This is a genomic window from Bacillus cereus (assembly GCF_015071065.1).
GTDB classification, from domain to species: Bacteria; Bacillota; Bacilli; order Bacillales; family Bacillaceae_G; genus Bacillus_A; species Bacillus_A cereus_BA.
Window position 1 is genome coordinate 1 of sequence record NZ_VOVA01000023.1, and the last position, 20,083, is coordinate 20,083.

The following is a 20,083-nucleotide window of genomic DNA, read 5'->3' on the forward strand; positions in this document are numbered from 1 at the left end:
GTTTTTAAACAGTACACAAAAGAAGTAAAGGGAATACATAAGTAATACAAACACGTTGCCCAAGAGTAAATCATATTATATAAGAAATTGATGTATATTTTCCGGAAATTTGTTAAGGAATAGAGGTATATAATATGTTTATTTAAAAAGGGAGGAAAAATCATGAAATTACCAAGTGAAATTTGCATCGTTTGTGAGACGAAAAGAGAAGAAGGAATATATGTATATAATAATTTAATATGTTACGAGTGCGAAAGAAATCTGGTGAATACTGAGACAAATGACCCGAAGTATATGCATTATTTAAAACAACTGCGAAAATTAGAAGTATCATATTTTTAAATAGGCATTATGCCTATTATTTTTTTTGCCCTAATATCTGTATAATAGATACAAAATGAATAATAAGGAAGATATATATGAATCAAAATCGTATGCCTTTATATGAGGCGTTAATGGGATTTAAAGAAAGGCGCCTACTATCTTTTCATGTTCCGGGTCATAAGAATGGTTTAAACTTCCCTCAGAAAGCTTCAGGGGGGTTTAAGGACATATTATCGATTGATGTAACAGAGTTAACAGGATTAGATGATTTACATAGTCCGTTTGAATGTATAGATGAAGCACAGCAATTATTAGCTGAAGTATATGGCGTGCACAAAAGTTATTTTTTAATTAATGGTTCAACAGTTGGAAATTTAGCAATGATTTTGTCTTGCTGCGGCGAACATGATATTGTCCTCGTACAAAGAAATTGTCATAAATCAATCATTAATGGTTTGAAATTAGTAGGGGCTAATCCGGTCTTTTTAAATCCATGGATTGATAAAGTACATAACGTACCAGTAGGTGTTCATGATGAAATTATTAAGGAGGCAATTACAAAGTATCCAAATGCAAAAGCACTTATTTTAACACATCCTAATTACTATGGTATGGGAATTGATTTAGAGGCAAGTATCGCTTACGCACATGCACATAAAATTCCTGTTCTAGTAGATGAAGCCCATGGGGCACATTTTTGTATAGGGGACCCCTTCCCAAAGTCAGCATTAGTTTATGGTGCGGATATTGTGGTTCATTCCGCACATAAAACATTACCTGCGATGACAATGGGATCTTATTTACATATAAATAGCCGTTTGGTGAGCGAAGAAAAAGTTTCCTCCTATTTAAGTATGCTACAATCTAGTAGCCCATCGTATCCAATTATGGCTTCTCTTGATATAGCACGTTTTGCAATAGCAGTTATAAAGGAAGAGGGTCATGATGAAATCGTTGAGTTTTTACGCCGATTTAAAGAAGGATTGCGATCTATCCCGCAAATATCCATTTTGCAATATCCATTGCAAGATGAATTAAAGGTTACGGTGCAAACTCGCTGTCAGTTATCGGGGTATGAATTACAGTCTGTATTTGAAAAGGTTGGTATATATACGGAAATGGCAGATCCATATAACGTCCTATTTATATTACCGTTACAAGTAAATGAGGGGTATATGAAAGCTATAGAGATAATTCGAGTGGCTTTGCAGCAATATAAGGTAAAAGACAAGACAGCATCAATTCGTTATACTTATAAAGGGGAGATTTCCCCTTTACCGTATACGTATAAACAATTAGAGAGATACGAAACGAAGTTAGTATCTATAGAAGAAGCCGTTGGTATGATAGCTGCAGAAATGGTGATTCCGTATCCACCTGGAATTCCATTGATCATGTATGGAGAGAGAATTACTCAGGAACATACAAAGCAAATTACTCATTTAGAGAAAACAGGGGCTCGTTTTCAAGGTAGTACGAAATATATGAACGTGTATGATATAGAAAGTAGGTTTTAGGATGAAGGGATTATTTGTAACAATTGAAGGGCCAGAAGGTTCGGGTAAAACAACATTAATTAAAAGCTTATTACCATATTTCGAGCAAAAGGAACAAAAGGTAATGGCGACGCGAGAACCGGGTGGTATTGCAATTTCTGAAGATATTAGAACGATTTTACATAAACAAGAGTATACGATGATGGAAGCACGTACAGAGGCGCTCTTATATGCTGCTGCACGTAGACAACATTTAGTGGAAAAAGTTATGCCAGCACTTGAGGAAAACTATCTTGTACTATGTGATCGTTTTATAGATAGCTCTTTAGCGTATCAAGGATATGCAAGAGGCTTAGGTATGGATAAAGTATTTGAAATTAATCGTTTCGCAACGGAAGATTGTATGCCTGGTTTAACAATCTATTTAGATATTGAGCCAGAGGTAGGTTTAGCACGAATTGAAAAAGATGCAGGACGTGAAGTAAATCGACTAGATATGGAAGATATCTCTTTTCATAAACGTGTGCGTGAAGGGTATTTACAAGTTGTAGAGCGTTTCTCTAATCGCATTGTATTAGTAAATGCTGATCAACCAATGAAAAAACTTATAGAAGAAGTTGTTCAGATTATAGAAGATAAATTGTTATAATAGAAGGAAAGAATGAAATAAGTGAGGTATGCAGTATGATAAATACGTGGGAGCAGCTTTCTGCTATACAGCCCATCGGTGTCAAAATGTTGATGAATAGCATTGCAAAAGAGCGTATATCCCACGCTTACTTGTTAGAGGGAGGGAAAGGGACTGGGAAGTTCGCCACAGCAATTCAAATGGCAAAAAGTTTTCTCTGTTTACAAAGAAATGGTGTAGAGCCTTGTCATGTATGTACGAATTGTCGCCGAATTGATTCAGGTAACTACCCAAACTTACATATTGTAAAACCAGATGGATTATCTATTAAAAAACAGCAAATTCATGATTTACAAGAAGAGTTTTCAAAAACAGGATTAGAAGCAAATAAAAAAGTATATATTATTGAGCATGCAGATCGTATGACAGCAAATGCAGCGAATACGCTCTTAAAGTTTTTAGAAGAACCAAGTAGTGATACAACAGCTATTTTACTTACTGAACAAAGTCATCAGATTTTAAATACAATCTTATCTCGTTGTCAAGTTGTTACGTTTAGGCCGTTGCCTACAGAATCTTTAATTAAGAGGTTAGAGGAAGAAGGTATTACAGTTTCTTTATCTACACTTGCTGCGCAGCTTACAAATAGTTTTGAAGAAGCTTTATTAATGTGTAATGATGAATGGTTTGCACAAGCGAGAGCTTTAGTGATAAAATTATGTGAAGCGCTCGAAAAAGATAAGGCCTCTATTTTTTTTGTACAAGAAAAATGGGGGAAGCACTTTGGAGAGAAAGAACAATTACAGCAAGGCTTAGATATGTTACTCCTTATTTATAAGGATTTATTATATGTTCAACTTGGAGAAGAAGATCGTCTTGTTTTTCATGAGCAGAAAGAGATGTTTGAATCCTTTTCTTATGCTCAGAAGCGCATTGTATCAGCTCTCTTTAATATATTAGAGGCAAAAAATAGAATCAACGCTAATGTAAATGCGCAGCTTGTGTTCGAACAGTTAGTGTTGCGGTTGCAGGAGGGATGACCGTTTTGTATGATGTAGTAGGTGTTCGCTTTAAGAAGGCCGGAAAGGTATATTACTTTGATCCAAATCAGTTCGATATCTCAGAAAATGAGTTTGTAATTGTAGAAACGGTAAGAGGTATTGAATACGGAAAAGTAGTTATTACCAAAAAGCAAGTTGATGAAAATGATGTTGTATTACCGCTTAAAAAAGTTATTCGTATTGCAAATGAAAATGATCGTACCATTGTTGAAGAGAATAGGCATGCTGCGAAAGAAGCATATCAAGTTTGTCAACAAAAGGTAGGAGAACATAATCTTGATATGAAGCTTGTAGATGTAGAGTATACGTTCGATCGTAATAAGATTATTTTTTACTTTACTGCAGATGGTCGGATTGATTTCCGGGAACTAGTGAAAGACTTAGCGGCAATTTTTAGGACAAGAATTGAGCTGAGACAGATCGGCGTTCGTGACGAAGCAAAAATGCTTGGTGGTATTGGTCCATGTGGTCGTATGCTTTGTTGTTCTACTTTTTTAGGAGATTTTGAACCTGTATCCATTAAAATGGCAAAGGATCAAAATTTATCATTAAATCCTGCAAAAATCTCTGGTTTATGTGGTCGCTTAATGTGTTGCTTAAAATATGAGAATGATGAATATGAGGCAGCAAAGGAACAACTTCCTGATTTAGATCAACGTATACAAACACCGGACGGTACTGGTCGTGTTATCGGATTAAATATTTTAGAAAGATTAATTCAAGTGGAACTAGTAGACAAGGAACGGATAGTAGAATATACGTTAGATGAATTAATTAATAAAGGGGTCGTTTCGAGTCAAACCACAGATTAATGAGGTGGGTGCTTGTGGAGAAAAAGGATATTTTTGCATCGGTTTCTAGTATGGAAGAGCAAATTGGACATTTATACAAACAGTTGGGAGAATTAAAACAACATCTTGCAGAATTATTGGAAGAGAACCAACATATAAAAATGGAAAATGAAAATTTGCGACATCGTTTTGAAGAAGTGCAGAACAAGGAAAAACAAAAAACTCAAAAACGCAAAGAAATGAAGGCGAAGACAGATATTGGTGAAGGCTACGATAACCTAGCGAGACTATATCAAGAAGGTTTTCATATTTGCAATCTACATTATGGAAGTGTACGTAAAGAGGGAGATTGTTTATTCTGTCTGTCATTTTTAAATAAAAAGTGAGATTACCTTTCCAATATAATTGGAAAGGTAATTTTTTATACATGAGAGTAGAATGAAATTTATTTTTACATTAATAGAGGATGAAATAGGGTAGGTTAAGTGTAAGAAAGGGAGCAATATATGAATTTATATGAAGATGAGCGTTTAGATTACTTATTAGCGCAAGATATGAAGATTGTACAAAGTCCATCAGTATTTAATTTTTCTTTGGATGCTGTTTTACTTTCAGACTTTGCTTGGGTGCCAATTCAAAAAGGTAATTTACTTGATTTGTGTACAGGTAACGCAGTTATCCCTCTTTTATTAAGTACAAGGACAAAAGGGAAAATTACAGGTGTAGAAATTCAAGAGCGCTTATATGATATGGGAATAAGAAGCGTTCAATATAATAATTTAGAAGAAAGAATTCATTTAATCCATGGAGATTTGAAAGATATGCCGGAGAAACTTGGACGTCATCAATATGATGTTGTAACATGTAATCCTCCTTATTTTCAAACACCACAAACTTCTGAGAAGAATATCAATGAACATTTAGCGATAGCTCGTCATGAAATTATGTGCACATTAGAGGATGTTGTATATGCAAGTAGCCAGCTAGTGAAACAGGGCGGGAAAGTAGCGTTTGTACATCGTCCAGGTCGTTTGCTCGACATCGTCACATTAATGCGTAAATACAAAATCGAACCGAAACGTGTGCGATTTGTTTATCCTAAGGCTGGTAAAGAAGCGAATACATTGTTAATTGAAGGAATTAAGGATGGGAATGCAGATTTAAAAATCTTACCACCTCTTTTTGTATATGAAGAAAACAACGAATATACAAAGGAGCTTCGTTCAATTTTATATGGAGATGAATAAGCATTGTTTTTATGTGGTGGAGTGTTCTGATGGAAGTTATTATGCTGGATATACAAATCATATAGAAAAACGGATTCAGACCCATAATAGTGGAAAAGGTGCTAGATATACACGCGCTAGGCTCCCAGTTGTTTTAAAATATGTAGAGGATCACGAGGATAAACGAACGGCTATGCAAGCTGAATATCACTTTAAACAGTTAACGAGGAAACAAAAAGAAGAATATATGCAAAAAGGAGAACGCTATGTGGCAGCAAAAAAGCTTTCAGCAAAATGAAAAGGGAGTTTTATATTTAGTACCGACTCCAATCGGAAATTTAGAGGATATGACATTTCGTGCAATCCGAATTTTAAAAGAGGCAGATGTAATTGCTGCGGAAGATACAAGGCAAACGAAGAAGCTTTGTAATTACTTTGAAATTGAAACACCAGTTATGAGTTATCATGAGCATAATAAAGGAGTAAGTGGACGGAAAATTTTAGATAAGTTAGAAGAAGGTAAGACTGTAGCCATTGTGAGCGATGCTGGTATGCCATGTATTTCAGATCCTGGTTATGATATCGTTGTAGAGGCTGTAGCAGAACAATATCATGTTATCCCGCTTCCTGGGGCAAATGCAGCTCTTACAGCATTAATTGCATCAGGACTTGAGACAAAACATTTTTATTTCTATGGTTTCCTGCAAAGAAATAAAAAGGGACGTAAGCTTGAATTAGAAAAAGTACGCTATATTCCAACTACAATGATGTTTTACGAGGCGCCACATCGTTTAGATGACACTTTAATCTCTATGCAAGAAGTATTAGGAAATAGGGAAATCGTATTATGTCGTGAGCTAACGAAAAAATTTGAAGAGTTTATTCGTGGAACAATTGAAGAAGCGATTGAGTGGACGAAGCAAAATGAAGTTCGTGGTGAGTTTTGTATTTTAGTAGCAGGTTCAACAGAAGAACCTACTCCAGAAGAACAATGGTGGGAAGCTATTTCAGTATATAATCATATTGAACATTATATAAATGAAAAAGGTATGAATTCAAAAGAAGCGATTAAAACAGTCGCTAAAGACCGAGATTTGTCGAAACGTGATGTATATCAAATCTATCATGTTGATAAAAAATAAGCTTCTCATAATTGAGAAGCTTATTTTGCTGTTTCGATATAATCTTGAAGTTCGTTTAAGACTTGCTCAGCGCCTTCTTTGCTTAAGATAATTTTACCTTCAGCTAAAGATAGGTTACCATCAGATACTTCACCAGTTACTTGGCAAGTCATGTTTGGTTTATATTTCTTTAAGATGATTTTTTCTTCATCAACGTAGATTTCAAGAGCATCCTTTTCTGCAATACCTAAAGTACGGCGTAATTCGATTGGAATTACTACACGACCTAATTCATCAACTTTACGAACAATACCAGTAGATTTCATAATTCTTTTCCTCCTAAATAAATAGTTTATAAGTTTCGAGTCTATTTTTTTGATTCGTCATTTTTCGACAAAATACCCTATGGACATATGATACCAATCATTTACATTTCCGTCAATTCTTAAATTCTATATTTTTAAAAAAGATTTATAGATTTTTATACTTCTTATATATAATAGAATGTAAGTCATTTCTACAATTGTTTCGTATTATTTTTTTATAATGTTTATATTTTTCGGAAAAAAATATTGTATATTTTTTTGAATATGAGTAATAGATGATAAAGATATCGAGCATTAACTCGTTTTTATCCCGCTATTTGTGAGCAGTAAGACTCCCACTTCAAAATTTAGCCAGAGCAAAGAAGTTAAGTGGGAGTCGGGCTGCTCGTAAAAGCCCGATTGATGTGGGCTAATAATCCATGGGGGGATGAACACCCCCCCACGGATTAAAGTTTCACTTTATATATGAGTTTTTGATATACTGTTTATAAATACATATGAGGTTATTCGGGAGGTCCAAAATGATGAAAGAGGAAAATAAGTCCTTTTATATTACTACCCCAATTTATTATCCAAGTGGAAAGTTACACATTGGACATGCTTATACGACAGTAGCAGGAGATGCGATGGCACGATATAAGCGTATGCAAGGATACAATGTTCATTATTTAACAGGAACTGATGAGCATGGACAGAAGATCCAAAAGAAAGCAGAAGAACTAAATGTTACACCACAAGCATATGTGGATAACATTGTATCAGGGATTAAAGAACTTTGGGAGAAGATGGATATCTCTTATGATGATTTTATTCGTACAACTGAAGATCGTCATAAAGATGTTGTTGAGAAAATTTTCAAGCAGCTGGTAGATCAAGGCGATATTTATCTTGATGAATATGAAGGTTGGTATTCTGTACAAGATGAAACATTCTATACAGCGCATCAATTAGTAGATCCAATTATGGAAGGTGACAAAGTAGTTGGTGGAAAAAGCCCAGATAGTGGTCACGCTGTAGAACTTGTTCGTGAAGAATCTTATTTCTTTAGAATGGGTAAATATGTTGACCGACTATTAAAGTTCTATGAAGATAACCCTCATTTCATTCAGCCGGAGTCCCGTAAAAATGAAATGATTAATAACTTCATTAAACCAGGATTAGAAGATTTAGCTGTTTCTCGTACTTCATTTGACTGGGGAGTTCGTGTTCCAGGTAACCCAAAACACGTTATTTACGTATGGGTAGATGCGTTGTCTAATTACATTACTGCATTAGGATATGGAACAGAAAATGACGAGAAGTATAAAAAATTCTGGCCAGCAGATGTCCATTTAGTTGGGAAAGAAATCGTTCGTTTCCATACAATTTATTGGCCAATTATTTTAATGGCTTTAGATTTACCACTTCCGAAGAAAGTCTTTGCTCATGGCTGGATTTTAATGAAGGATGGAAAAATGAGTAAGTCAAAAGGAAACGTAGTAGATCCAGTTACACTAATTGATCGTTACGGATTAGATGCATTGCGTTACTACTTACTTCGCGAAGTTCCATTTGGGTCTGATGGAGTATTCACACCAGAAGGATTTGTTGAACGAATCAACTTTGATTTAGCGAATGATTTAGGGAACTTATTAAATCGTACAGTAGCTATGATTGATAAATACTTTAACGGGGAAATCCCTGCATTTAAAGCAAATGTAACTGAGTTCGATGAAACGCTAGTGACATTTGCCAAAGATACATTGAAAAAAGTAGAAGAGGCAATGGAGAATATGGAATTCTCTGTAGCGCTAAGTTCCATTTGGCAATTAGTTAGCCGTACGAACAAATATATTGATGAAACGCAGCCATGGGTATTAGCGAAGGATGAGAATGATCGTGAAAAACTTGCGTCTGTAATGGCCCACTTGGCTGAGGTACTTCGTCAAACAGGTATTATGCTTATGCCATTCCTAACAGTAGCACCAAGTAAGATGTTTGCTCAACTTGGCCTTACTGAAGAGGCGCATAAATCATGGGAAAGCCTATCTACAATTGGATGTATTCCAGATGGAACAAAAGTAGAAAAGGGAAACCCAATTTTCCCTCGTTTGGAAATGGAAGTAGAAGTAGATTATATTAAAGAACAAATGCAAGCTTCTGCTCCTAAAGTAGAAGAGAAAAAAGAAGAAGAAACGAAGGCAGAAGAAATTACAATTGATGATTTCTTTAAAGTAGAATTGCGAGTAGCTGAAGTAATATCCGCGGAACCTGTGAAAAAAGCAGATAAGTTGTTAAAAATTCAACTTGATTTAGGTACAGAGAAGCGTCAAGTTGTTTCAGGGATTGCAAAGTTCTATACACCAGAAGAACTAAAAGGTAAAAAGGTTATTTGTGTAACGAATTTAAAGCCTGTAAAATTACGTGGTGAATTATCACAAGGTATGATTTTAGCAGGTGAAGAGAATGGCGTATTGTCATTAGCTACAATCGACCAAAATTTACCGAATGGTACAAAGATCAAGTAATTGAGACAAGAAAAGAGATGTTTCACGTGTAACATGTGTGAAGCATCTTTTTTCTTTTTAAATTCCCTTTTTTTGCATTAAAATTGTAGTATTGTTATCGTTAAGTTATAAAGAGCTTAATTTTTCTCTAGGGTAGAATTGATTTCAATATAAAAGGAGTTATTTATTATGTTGTTTGATACACATTCACATTTAAATGCGGAGCAGTTTGAAGAAGATTTACAAGAAGTTATTGCAAGGATGAAAGAAGCGGGAGTTACATATACAGTTGTTGTTGGATTTGATGAAGTAACAATAAAGAAAGCAATTGAATTAGCAGAAGCTTATGATTTTATTTATGCTGCGGTGGGGTGGCATCCTGTGGATGCAATCGATATGAAAGAAGAACATTTAGTTTGGTTAGAGGAACTTGCTTCACATCCAAAGGTAGTTGCTCTTGGAGAAATGGGACTAGATTATCACTGGGATAAGTCTCCAAAGGAAATACAAAAGGAAGTATTTCGTAAACAAATTGCATTAGCGAAAAAGGTAAAATTACCGATTATTATACATAATCGTGATGCAACCCAGGATATCGTTGATATTTTAGAAGAAGAACAAGCTGCTGAAGTGGGAGGCATTATGCATTGCTTTAGTGGTAGTGTAGAAGTAGCGCAGCGATGTGTCGATATGAATTTTTTAATTTCATTAGGTGGACCGGTAACATTTAAAAATGCCAAGAAACCTAAAGAAGTTGCTGTTGAAATTCCACTAGAAAAATTATTAATAGAAACAGATTGTCCATATTTAACACCACATCCATTTCGAGGAAAACGAAATGAACCTAGTTATGTAAAACTGGTAGCAGAAGAAATTGCAAATTTAAAAGGGATTTCTTATGACGAAGTAGCACAAATCACAACAAAGAATGCAAAAGCTTTATTTGGTGTTGAATAAAAAAGAGTGGGGAGGCCCATTCTTTTTTTGTTTTTTGAGAAGAGAGATAGTAGAAATGATAAGAACCCACTATTTACTCATAACATAAGTGTAGAAATATTGTGGATAAATTAAGATGGAGATAGAAGTGTTACAATAAGGGTAGTGAACAAAGATTTTTCTCTTCTACTTTTTAAAATGTAAGATTGGGAAAATAATAATGGAAAAGTCATCATTTTTTTGTTTTACTAAGTAGAGATGAAACGAGTGTGGAGGCAAGCATGAAAATTAAAGAGATTATCGTTGTAGAAGGTAAAGATGATACAGTTGCGATTAAACGTGCTGTGGATGCGGATACAATCGAAACGAACGGTTCAGCAATCGGTGATCATGTTATTGAGCAAGTTAAATTAGCGCAGCAAAAACGAGGCGTTATTATTTTCACAGATCCGGATTATCCTGGAGAGCGTATTCGAAAAATTATTTCTGACAAGGTTCCTGGATGTAAGCATGCTTTTTTAACGAAGGAAGAAGCACTTGCTAAAAGGAAAAAAGGTGTTGGAATCGAACATGCTTCTAATGAGTCGATTCGTCGTGCTTTAGAGAATATACATGAAGAAATGGAAGCTTACACAAGTGAAATTAGTTGGAGTGATCTAGTCGATGCGGGCTTAGTGGGCGGAGAAATGGCAAAGAGTCGCAGAGACAGAGTGGGTAAGCTATTAAAGATTGGTTATACAAACGCAAAACAGTTACATAAACGTTTACAAATGTTTCAAGTTTCAAAGGAATCATTTGCAGAAGCTTATAAGCAAGTAATACAGGAGGAAAAAAAATGAAGGATATCGCAACACCAAATCGTACGAAAGACATTGTTGAAAAGTATGGATTTTCATTCAAAAAAAGTTTAGGACAAAATTTTTTAATTGATACAAATGTATTAAATCGTATCGTTGATCACGCAGAAATCGGTTCAGAAAGTGGCGCAATTGAAATTGGACCCGGTATCGGTGCATTAACAGAGCAATTGGCGAAGCGTGCAAAAAAAGTAGTGGCTTTTGAAATTGATCAGAGACTATTACCAATTTTAGACGAGACGTTAGCTCCATATAGCAACGTTACAGTTATAAATAAAGATGTACTAAAAGCAGATGTACATGAAGTGTTTAGTGAGCAATTTGAAGAAGGGCAAGATGTAATGGTAGTAGCTAACTTACCATACTATATTACAACGCCAATTTTATTTAAATTGCTTGAAGAAAAATTACCGGTTCGTGGATTTGTTGTTATGATGCAAAAAGAAGTTGGAGATCGTTTAGCTGCTAAACCTGGAACGAAAGAGTATGGTTCTTTATCAATTGCCATTCAGTATTATACAGAGGTAGAAACAGTTATGACTGTACCGCGTACAGTGTTTGTACCACAACCAAATGTTGATTCTGCGATTATCCGTCTTCTAAAGCGTCCTAAACCAGTTGTAGAAGTGACAGATGAAACTTTCTTCTTTGAAGTAGTACGAGCAAGTTTCGCACAGCGTCGTAAAACTTTAATGAATAATTTATCAAATAATTTAAATGGTTTCCCGAAAGATAAAGAGTTGTTGGATCGAATTTTAACAGAAGTAGGAATTGATCCGAAGCGAAGAGGCGAAACGCTATCTATCGAAGAGTTTGCAACATTAAGTAATGCATTAATTCTTCATAAATTGTCATAAGAATATGAAAGGGACAGTTCAACTTGAGCTGTCCCTTTTGTCACCTTTCCTTTCCTAAATTCATACTTTAAAAACAGGTAAGATGGCCTAACGAGTTTGGAGGTAGGAGAATGGCTTTACATGTTGGAGAATTAGTTGAACGATATTCTCATAATAGGGATATTCTTTTTCGTATTATAGAAATAAAAGGCGAGATAGCAATATTATTTGGAGAAGAAATTAGACTTGTGGCGGATGCGCCACTTGCAGATTTAATTAGTATAGATCAACGAGAACATAAAAAAAGAGTGAAGCGTGAAAAAGAAACAATGGAGCGTACTTACCGGTTGTTTCAGCAAGATTACGTGTTGATGAAACAAAGACATGAACATACTTCAACTGGTGGATATACAAGTGAAGTGAATTATTTTCAAATGCCAGGGCGTGTATTGCATATAGATGGAGATCCTTTATATTTGCGCAAGTGCTTAGATTTATATAATAAAATAGGCGTTCCTGTTCAAGGTATTCATTGTAAGGAAACGGAGATGCATGAAAAGGTAGTAGACTTAATAGATCATTTTCGCCCAGACATTTTAGTTATTACAGGACATGATGCATATACAAAGTCAAAAGGAGTTATGGGAGATTTAGCAGCATATAGACATTCTAGACATTTTGTACAGGCTGTTCGAGAAGTGCGAAAAAAGTATCCATCATTAGATCAACTCGTTATTTTTGCTGGGGCTTGTCAATCACACTTTGAGGCGTTGATTCGAGCAGGTGCTAATTTCGCTAGTTCACCATCTAGAATTAATATTCATGCTCTAGATCCGGTATATGTAGTCGGCAAAATTAGTTTCACCTCATTTATGGAAAGAGTCAATGTATGGGACGTTGTGCGTAATACAATTACTGGTGAAAAGGGACTAGGTGGAATTGAAACAAGAGGAATTTTACGAACGGGATTACCCTTTCAACATTATGATGAATGAGCAAGGTACATACGTATCTTGCTTTTTTATGTGGAAATGATTTAAATGAATCTGGATAAAAAGCGACAAGAACGTGCAGACTATACAATGATACTTGTACAATATAGTATTTCTTCTATCTATTTGAACGCATAATGCTTTTATAATGATATTGTCTGTAAATTGCGGTTAATAATTGGGATATATATATCGTGTTTTAAGCGTTCAATCTAAATTACAGCGAGGTGTAGCAAGGTATATGTCAAAACGTTTAGATGAAATTAAAAGCGAACTAGATCACCATCTTGGACAGCGACTTGTGTTAAAGGCGAATAGTGGAAGAAGAAAAACTGTGGAGCAATCGGGTGTACTTGCAGAAACGTATCGTTCTGTGTTTGTTGTACAGTTAGATCAGCAAGAAGATGCATTGCAACGTGTATCTTATAGTTATGCAGATGTTTTAACAGAGACAGTAGAGTTAACATTTTACGATGAACCTCATAATGAAGCATTTTATAGTTAATGTGTTATTTGTTACATATATTCCCACAAATGAAAAGCTGTATTATTTTGCATACTAATTATACCGTAGCAAAATAAGGAGGGACTCTGCATTGAGTAGACGAAGAGGAGTCATGTCAAATCAATTTAAAGAAGAGCTTGCAAAAGAGCTTGGCTTTTATGATGTTGTTCAGAAAGAAGGATGGGGCGGAATTCGTGCGAAAGATGCTGGTAATATGGTGAAACGTGCTATAGAAATTGCAGAACAGCAATTAATGAAACGAAACCAGTAGTTGTAAGATACTTTCTATGCTACGGTAGCCGAGGAATCTCTCCTCGGCTTTTTGCACGCTAAAAGGTGCTGTCATTTGACATAAGTAGTTTCATTCTGAATGCTTTTCGTTATAATTAGGGAAGTGTCATCGTCTTACTATAAATTTATGGTAAAATAAACGATAAAAGATTGAGTACATAGAGTGGGTGAATAGATTGAAGCTACTAGTGAAAGCACCAGCAAAGATTAATCTGTCGTTAGATGTACTGGGAAAAAGGCAAGATGGATATCATGAAGTGAAAATGATTATGACAACAATCGACTTAGCAGATCGTTTAGAGCTAATGGAATTAGCAGAAGACCGTATTGAAATTTTGTCCCATAATCGGTATGTCCCAGACGACCAACGCAATTTAGCTTATCAAGCAGCGAAATTATTAAAAGAGAAGTTTAATGTAAAAAAAGGTGTATCTATTACTATTGAAAAAACGATTCCAGTAGCCGCTGGATTAGCGGGTGGAAGTAGTGATGCAGCAGCGACATTACGTGGCCTTAATAAGTTATGGAATTTAGGGCTGACAATTGAGGAATTAGCAGAGCTTGGCGCAGAAATTGGATCAGATGTATCGTTCTGTGTATATGGCGGAACTGCAATTGCCACTGGAAGAGGAGAAAAAATTGAACATATAAAGACTCCACCTTCTTGTTGGGTTATTTTGGCAAAGCCCCACACCGGTGTATCTACTGCTGATGTGTACGGAAATTTAAAATTAAATCGTGTTACACATCCAAATGTAGATAAAATGGTTGAAGTCATTAATGACGGGGACTATAAAGGAATTTGTAATACTGTTGGTAACGTTTTAGAAGATGTTACGTTTGTGATGCATCCTGAGGTTGCACGTATTAAGGCGCAGATGAAACGATTCGGTGCGGATGCCGTATTAATGAGTGGAAGTGGTCCAACTGTATTTGGTCTTGTACACCATGATTCGCGAATGCATCGTATATATAACGGATTAAAAGGATTTTGCGAACAAGTATATGCAGTTCGTTTATTAGGAGAGCGAGAAACGCTTGAATAAAGACGTATAATACGTTATGATTTGTTTAGAATATTCGTGATTTGAGGTGAGAGTATGAAAATTAGACGAAGTACAAGATTGGTTGATTTGACTTATTACTTGTTACAAAATCCTCGTCAGCTAGTTTCTCTCACTTTTTTTGCTGAAAGGTATCAATCGGCTAAATCTTCCATTAGTGAAGATTTAGTTATTATTAAGCAAACGTTTGAACAACAAGGAGTCGGCACATTGCAAACGGTACCAGGAGCAGCAGGAGGAGTGAAATATATTCCCTATATAAGTGAAGAAGAGGCGAATCTGATTATTAATGAGCTTTGTAGCTTATTTGAAAATCCGGATCGTATTTTGCCAGGTGGTTATTTATATATGACGGATCTTTTAAGTAATCCTCGTCAAATTAATGGCGCGGGTCGTTTGTTCGCTTCGGTTTTTGCTAGGCAATCAATTGACGCAGTTATGACGGTAGCGACAAAAGGAATTCCACTTGCTTATGCAGTGGCGAACTACTTAGATGTACCGGTAGTAATTGCTAGAAAAGATAATAAGGTAACAGAAGGACCCACTGTTAGTATTAACTACGTATCAGGTTCCTCTAAGCGAATCCAAACGATGACTTTAGCAAAGCGTAGCCTTCCAGAAGGTTCCAATGTTTTAATTATTGATGACTTCATGAAAGCAGGCGGAACCATTCAAGGTATGATGAGCATGCTAGAAGAGTTTAAAGCTAATGTTGTTGGTATTGGCGTATTAGTAGAATCCACAGATATTGAGGAAAGACTTATTAATAACTTTGTATCATTAATCCGTCTTTCAGAAGTTGATGTGAAAGAAAAAGCAATTCATGTGGAAAAAGGGAACTATTCACTTGCACCATTTGATGAAGGGCTTGTAGAGGCTGAATAAAAAGGTAAAGCGAATAGCTTTATCTTTTTTTTATCCTTTTTGATAAATTGTAAAATAGATGGACAAACAGACTTTAGTGCACTATTTTTAAATAGTAAAAATAAATAATAAAAGGGTGAAAAGTATGAAAGTTGTTCAAACAAGCAAAGCACCACAGGCAATCGGACCATATTCACAAGGGATTATTGTAAATAATATGTTCTATAGTTCAGGACAAATTCCGTTAACGGCAAGTGGAGAACTTGTAACAGGAGATGTAACAGTACAAACAGAGCAAGTATTTGAAAATTTACAAGCGGTATTAGCAGAAGCAGGTGCTTCATTTGATACAGTGGTAAAAACAACAGTATTCTTAAAGGATATGGATGATTTTAATGCTGTTAATGAAGTATACGGTTCTTATTTCTCTACTCATAAACCAGCACGTTCTTGTGTACAAGTAGCAAAATTACCGAAAGATGTTTCTGTTGAAATCGAAGTAATCGCCCTAGTTAAGTAACTCTTTGTAAGCGATAATCTCTACTAATCCTTATATTCAACTGCAATAAAAATTTTTATCTTAAAAATTTTTAAAAAATTAAAGGGAAAATAGAAATTTTGTGGAATTTATACAAATATATCGCTTATTTAGAAAAGGGTGGTGAACACAAGATGGAAGTGACTGACGTAAGATTACGCCGCGTAAACACAGAAGGCCGCATGAGAGCAATTGCCTCTATTACTCTAGACCATGAATTTGTTGTTCATGATATTCGTGTAATTGATGGTAATAATGGATTATTTGTAGCAATGCCAAGCAAACGTACTCCAGATGGAGAATTCCGTGACATTGCACATCCAATTAATTCTAATACACGCTCTAAAATTCAAGATGCGGTTTTAACAGAGTATCACCGTTTAGGCGAGTTAGAAGAGGTTGAGTTTGAAGAAGCAGGCGCTTCGTAAAATTCGAATGAAAAGGGCTTTTGAAAGAAAGCCTTATAATTTTGTAGCAAACTCCTGTAAGCATTTACAGGAGTTTGTTTTTTTTTTGAATAATACACGTTTCTAATTATAAAAATTCATATTTTGAAAAAATAAAGATAAAAAACTTCTAATTTTTTCAAAATCATTTAAAATAGTATAGCTTATTCCTTAAAAAAGATACTAAAGAGTAAAACATCTTATAAGAATTATGGTAAAATTTAATAGTTATAATGTGTTTCTTGAAATATATGATGATTTAGGATAATATCGTTAATGGATAAATAGGTTGCGATGGAGGGTCTATATGTCAAACAGATTTGCAGTGATTCTAGCTGCAGGTAAAGGCACACGTATGAAGTCCAAGCTATACAAAGTGCTGCATCCTGTATGTGGAAAACCAATGGTACAACATGTAGTCAATGAAGTATCTCAATTAGGATTGCAGAAACTTGTAACAGTCGTTGGACATGGTGCTGAAAAGGTACAAGAACAGCTAGGAAACGTAAGTGAGTTTGCATTACAAGCAGAACAACTTGGTACAGCTCATGCTGTCGATCAAGCTGCAAGTGTACTTGCAAATGAAGAAGGAACAACTTTAGTTATTTGTGGTGATACACCTCTAATAACTGCTGAAACGATGGAAGCATTGCTTCAGCAACACGAAGAAGCGGGAGCAATGGCGACGGTACTAACAGCGTACATAGAAGAGCCTGCTGGATATGGCCGTATCGTTCGTAATGAGAATGGTCATGTTGAAAAGATTGTTGAGCATAAGGATGCAAATGAAAAAGAATTAGCTATTAAAGAAATCAATACAGGTACGTATTGTTTTGATAACAAAGCTTTATTTGCTTCACTTTCTAAAGTTTCAAATGATAATGTACAGGGCGAATATTATCTTCCGGACGTTATTGAAATTTTAAAAAATGAAGGTCATATTGTATCAGCTTATCAAACAGAGCACTTCGATGAAACGTTAGGTGTTAACGACAGAGTCGCTCTATCGCAAGCGGAAATTATTATGAAAAATCGTATCAACCGAAAGAACATGGTAAATGGTGTTACAATTATTGATCCAAGTAACACATACATTTCTGCGGATGCAATTATTGGTAGTGATACAGTTCTTCACCCAGGAACGGTTATTGAGGGGAACACTGTAATTGGTTCTGATTGTGAAATTGGACCGCATACAGTAATTCGCGATAGTGAAATTGGAGATCGTACGGTAATTCGTCAATCTACTGTACATGACAGCAAACTTGGTACAGAAGTATCAGTTGGTCCATTTGCACATATTCGCCCAGATTCAGTTATTGGAGATGAAGTGCGCGTTGGAAACTTCGTAGAAATCAAAAAAACTGTTTTTGGTAATAGAAGTAAAGCTTCACACTTAAGTTATATCGGGGATGCACAAGTTGGAGAAGACGTGAATCTTGGTTGTGGTTCAATTACGGTGAACTACGACGGCAAGAATAAATTTAAAACTGTAATTGGTAACGGGGTATTTATTGGATGTAATTCAAACCTTGTTGCTCCTGTAACAGTTGAAGATGGTGCTTATGTGGCAGCAGGCTCTACAATAACAGAGAATGTTCCATCAAAAGCATTATCAGTAGCACGTGCACGTCAAGTTAACAAAGAAGACTACGTTGATCAATTGCTGAATAAGAAAAAATCATAATGTGGAGGGTTAATCTAGATGTCGACTCAATATCTAAATTCTAATTTGAAAGTATTCTCTTTAAACTCTAATAAGGAACTTGCTGAGCAAATCGCAAAGCATATTGGAGTAGGACTAGGAAAATGTTCTGTTGATCGTTTTAGTGATGGAGAAGTTCAAATTAACATTGAAGAAAGTATCCGTGGTTGCGATGTATTCATTATTCAATCTACAAGCTTCCCAGTAAACGAACATATCATGGAATTACTTATTATGATTGATGCATTAAAACGTGCATCTGCAAAAACAATTAATATTGTTATTCCTTACTATGGCTATGCGCGTCAAGACCGTAAAGCGCGTTCTCGTGAACCAATTACATCGAAACTTGTAGCAAACTTGCTTGAAACAGCAGGTGCAACTCGTGTAATCACTCTAGATTTACATGCTCCACAAATTCAAGGATTCTTTGATATCCCGATCGACCACTTAATGGGTGTACCGATTCTTTCAGATTACTTTGAAACAAAAGGCCTTAAAGATATCGTAATCGTATCTCCTGATCACGGTGGTGTAACTCGTGCTAGAAAAATGGCGGATCGCCTAAAAGCGCCAATCGCTATTATCGATAAGCGTCGTCCTCGTCCGAATGTATCGGAGGTAATGAACATTATCGGTAACATCGAAGGCAAAACAGCAATTTTAATTGATGACATCATTGATACAGCTGGTACAATTACATTAGCGGCAAACGCTCTTGTTGAGAACGGTGCTTCTGAAGTATATGCGTGCTGTACACACCCAGTATTATCTGGTCCAGCAATTGAGCGTATTCAAAATTCGAATATTAAAGAGTTAGTTGTAACGAACTCTATCGTATTACCAGAAGAGAAGAAAATTGATAAAGTACATGAACTTTCAGTTGCTCCATTAATCGGAGAAGCAATCATTCGTGTATACGAAGAAGAATCTGTAAGTGTATTATTCAATTAATTGGATAGAATGAGACGTAACCAAGATTGGTTACGTCTTTTCGTATCGAAAAGAGAAAGTAGTGGTACAAGAATGAAATTAATAGTAGGACTTGGGAACCCAGGTAGAGAATATGAATTAACAAGGCATAATATTGGATTTATGGCAATTGATGCACTTGCAAAGCGCTGGAATATTTCTTTGAATGAACAAAAATTTAAAGGCTTATTTGGAGCGGGATTCGTTAACGGGGAAAAGGTAATCTTATTGAAGCCACTTACATATATGAATTTATCTGGGGAAAGTATACGCCCTCTCATGGATTATTATAAAATTGATGTTGAGGACTTCATTGTTATGTACGATGATTTAGATATCCCTGTAGGTAAATTACGTCTTCGTATGAAAGGAAGTGCGGGTGGACATAATGGTGTGAAATCAACAATTTCACATTTAGGAACACAAGAATTTCAACGCATCCGTATGGGAATTGATCGTCCGCAAAATGGGATGAAAGTAGTGGATTACGTATTAGGACGTTTTAGGTCTGAAGAAATATCTGATGTCAATCAATCCATTGAAAAGACGGCGGATGCATGTGAGGAATGGTTAAATAAACCTTTTCTCCAAATCATGAATACTTTTAATAGTTAAGCG

At 35.5% G+C, this 20,083-nt stretch carries 24 protein-coding genes; 23 read left to right on the top strand and 1 reads right to left on the bottom strand.

Features of this window, described 5'->3' with window-relative positions:
- Positions 1 to 162 precede the first annotated feature (162 nt).
- The 9 genes from FT637_RS26555 (at position 163) to rsmI (ending at position 6,668) form a co-directional block, all read left to right on the top strand.
- Positions 163 to 342, top strand: a complete 180-nt coding sequence (locus tag FT637_RS26555; RefSeq protein ID WP_193648810.1) for a sigma factor G inhibitor Gin — start codon at positions 163 to 165, stop codon at positions 340 to 342.
- Positions 343 to 419: 77 nt separating this feature from the next.
- Positions 420 to 1,841, top strand: coding sequence for an aminotransferase class I/II-fold pyridoxal phosphate-dependent enzyme (locus tag FT637_RS26560; RefSeq protein ID WP_193648811.1), 1,422 nt, complete (start codon positions 420 to 422; stop codon positions 1,839 to 1,841).
- A 1-nt stretch (position 1,842) separates the two neighbouring features.
- Positions 1,843 to 2,469, top strand: coding sequence for a dTMP kinase (gene tmk, locus FT637_RS26565; RefSeq protein ID WP_193648812.1), 627 nt, complete (start codon positions 1,843 to 1,845; stop codon positions 2,467 to 2,469).
- A 35-nt stretch (positions 2,470 to 2,504) separates the two neighbouring features.
- A complete protein-coding gene (gene holB / locus FT637_RS26570; protein WP_193648813.1) occupies positions 2,505 to 3,488 on the top strand; it encodes a DNA polymerase III subunit delta' in 984 nt (327 codons plus the stop codon).
- Between the two features lie 5 nt (positions 3,489 to 3,493).
- Positions 3,494 to 4,321 (top strand): stage 0 sporulation family protein, encoded by an 828-nt coding sequence (locus tag FT637_RS26575; protein ID WP_193648814.1) that lies wholly within the window; start codon positions 3,494 to 3,496, stop codon positions 4,319 to 4,321.
- A gap of 14 nt (positions 4,322 to 4,335) precedes the next feature.
- On the top strand, positions 4,336 to 4,686 hold the full coding sequence (yabA, locus tag FT637_RS26580; protein ID WP_002009639.1) for a DNA replication initiation control protein YabA: 351 nt from the start codon (positions 4,336 to 4,338) through the stop codon (positions 4,684 to 4,686).
- Between the two features lie 120 nt (positions 4,687 to 4,806).
- Positions 4,807 to 5,547, top strand: coding sequence for a tRNA1(Val) (adenine(37)-N6)-methyltransferase (locus FT637_RS26585; RefSeq protein WP_193648815.1), 741 nt, complete (start codon positions 4,807 to 4,809; stop codon positions 5,545 to 5,547).
- Entirely contained in the window at positions 5,534 to 5,824 is a 291-nt protein-coding gene (locus tag FT637_RS26590) for a GIY-YIG nuclease family protein (protein WP_193648816.1), read from the top strand. The genes FT637_RS26585 and FT637_RS26590 overlap by 14 nt, the downstream gene beginning before the upstream one ends.
- The gene (rsmI, locus tag FT637_RS26595; RefSeq protein WP_193648817.1) at positions 5,793 to 6,668 is read left to right on the top strand and encodes a 16S rRNA (cytidine(1402)-2'-O)-methyltransferase; all 876 of its coding nucleotides are present in this window, start codon (positions 5,793 to 5,795) and stop codon (positions 6,666 to 6,668) included. The genes FT637_RS26590 and rsmI overlap by 32 nt, the downstream gene beginning before the upstream one ends.
- Before the next feature lie 20 nt (positions 6,669 to 6,688).
- Here rsmI and FT637_RS26600 read toward each other — a convergent pair whose 3' ends face one another.
- The gene (locus FT637_RS26600; protein WP_002063374.1) at positions 6,689 to 6,973 is read right to left on the bottom strand and encodes an AbrB/MazE/SpoVT family DNA-binding domain-containing protein; all 285 of its coding nucleotides are present in this window, start codon (positions 6,971 to 6,973) and stop codon (positions 6,689 to 6,691) included.
- A gap of 497 nt (positions 6,974 to 7,470) precedes the next feature.
- Between FT637_RS26600 and metG the strand changes: the two genes are divergently transcribed.
- From metG to pth, 14 genes are all read left to right on the top strand, one after another.
- Entirely contained in the window at positions 7,471 to 9,480 is a 2,010-nt protein-coding gene (gene metG / locus FT637_RS26605) for a methionine--tRNA ligase (RefSeq protein WP_193648818.1), read from the top strand.
- A 168-nt stretch (positions 9,481 to 9,648) separates the two neighbouring features.
- Positions 9,649 to 10,416 carry a TatD family hydrolase gene (locus FT637_RS26610; protein WP_098474784.1) on the top strand — a complete coding sequence of 256 codons (768 nt, stop codon included), beginning with the start codon at positions 9,649 to 9,651 and terminating at the stop codon, positions 10,414 to 10,416.
- A gap of 260 nt (positions 10,417 to 10,676) precedes the next feature.
- Positions 10,677 to 11,234: a ribonuclease M5 gene (rnmV, locus tag FT637_RS26615; RefSeq protein WP_193648819.1), complete on the top strand. Its 558-nt coding sequence runs from the start codon at positions 10,677 to 10,679 to the stop codon at positions 11,232 to 11,234.
- A complete protein-coding gene (gene rsmA, locus FT637_RS26620) occupies positions 11,231 to 12,109 on the top strand; it encodes a 16S rRNA (adenine(1518)-N(6)/adenine(1519)-N(6))-dimethyltransferase RsmA (RefSeq protein WP_002091590.1) in 879 nt (292 codons plus the stop codon). The genes rnmV and rsmA overlap by 4 nt, the downstream gene beginning before the upstream one ends.
- 110 nt (positions 12,110 to 12,219) lie before the next feature.
- Positions 12,220 to 13,083 carry a sporulation peptidase YabG gene (yabG, locus tag FT637_RS26625; protein WP_193648820.1) on the top strand — a complete coding sequence of 288 codons (864 nt, stop codon included), beginning with the start codon at positions 12,220 to 12,222 and terminating at the stop codon, positions 13,081 to 13,083.
- A gap of 238 nt (positions 13,084 to 13,321) precedes the next feature.
- A complete protein-coding gene (gene veg, locus FT637_RS26630) occupies positions 13,322 to 13,585 on the top strand; it encodes a biofilm formation stimulator Veg (RefSeq protein WP_193648821.1) in 264 nt (87 codons plus the stop codon).
- A gap of 91 nt (positions 13,586 to 13,676) precedes the next feature.
- Complete coding sequence (gene sspF / locus FT637_RS26635) at positions 13,677 to 13,856, top strand: acid-soluble spore protein SspF (protein WP_002094215.1); 180 nt, start codon at positions 13,677 to 13,679, stop codon at positions 13,854 to 13,856.
- A 196-nt stretch (positions 13,857 to 14,052) separates the two neighbouring features.
- The gene (gene ispE, locus FT637_RS26640) at positions 14,053 to 14,922 is read left to right on the top strand and encodes a 4-(cytidine 5'-diphospho)-2-C-methyl-D-erythritol kinase (RefSeq protein WP_193648822.1); all 870 of its coding nucleotides are present in this window, start codon (positions 14,053 to 14,055) and stop codon (positions 14,920 to 14,922) included.
- 54 nt (positions 14,923 to 14,976) lie between these two features.
- On the top strand, positions 14,977 to 15,825 hold the full coding sequence (gene purR / locus FT637_RS26645) for a pur operon repressor (RefSeq protein WP_098786679.1): 849 nt from the start codon (positions 14,977 to 14,979) through the stop codon (positions 15,823 to 15,825).
- 124 nt (positions 15,826 to 15,949) lie between these two features.
- Positions 15,950 to 16,324, top strand: a complete 375-nt coding sequence (locus FT637_RS26650) for a RidA family protein (RefSeq protein ID WP_000869819.1) — start codon at positions 15,950 to 15,952, stop codon at positions 16,322 to 16,324.
- A 152-nt stretch (positions 16,325 to 16,476) separates the two neighbouring features.
- Positions 16,477 to 16,770 carry a septation regulator SpoVG gene (gene spoVG / locus FT637_RS26655; protein WP_000454042.1) on the top strand — a complete coding sequence of 98 codons (294 nt, stop codon included), beginning with the start codon at positions 16,477 to 16,479 and terminating at the stop codon, positions 16,768 to 16,770.
- A gap of 325 nt (positions 16,771 to 17,095) precedes the next feature.
- Positions 17,096 to 18,475: a bifunctional UDP-N-acetylglucosamine diphosphorylase/glucosamine-1-phosphate N-acetyltransferase GlmU gene (gene glmU, locus FT637_RS26660; RefSeq protein ID WP_002091584.1), complete on the top strand. Its 1,380-nt coding sequence runs from the start codon at positions 17,096 to 17,098 to the stop codon at positions 18,473 to 18,475.
- An 18-nt stretch (positions 18,476 to 18,493) separates the two neighbouring features.
- On the top strand, positions 18,494 to 19,447 hold the full coding sequence (locus tag FT637_RS26665) for a ribose-phosphate diphosphokinase (protein WP_000107420.1): 954 nt from the start codon (positions 18,494 to 18,496) through the stop codon (positions 19,445 to 19,447).
- 72 nt (positions 19,448 to 19,519) lie between these two features.
- Positions 19,520 to 20,080: an aminoacyl-tRNA hydrolase gene (gene pth, locus FT637_RS26670; protein WP_319805970.1), complete on the top strand. Its 561-nt coding sequence runs from the start codon at positions 19,520 to 19,522 to the stop codon at positions 20,078 to 20,080.
- The last annotated feature ends 3 nt before the right edge of the window (positions 20,081 to 20,083 follow it).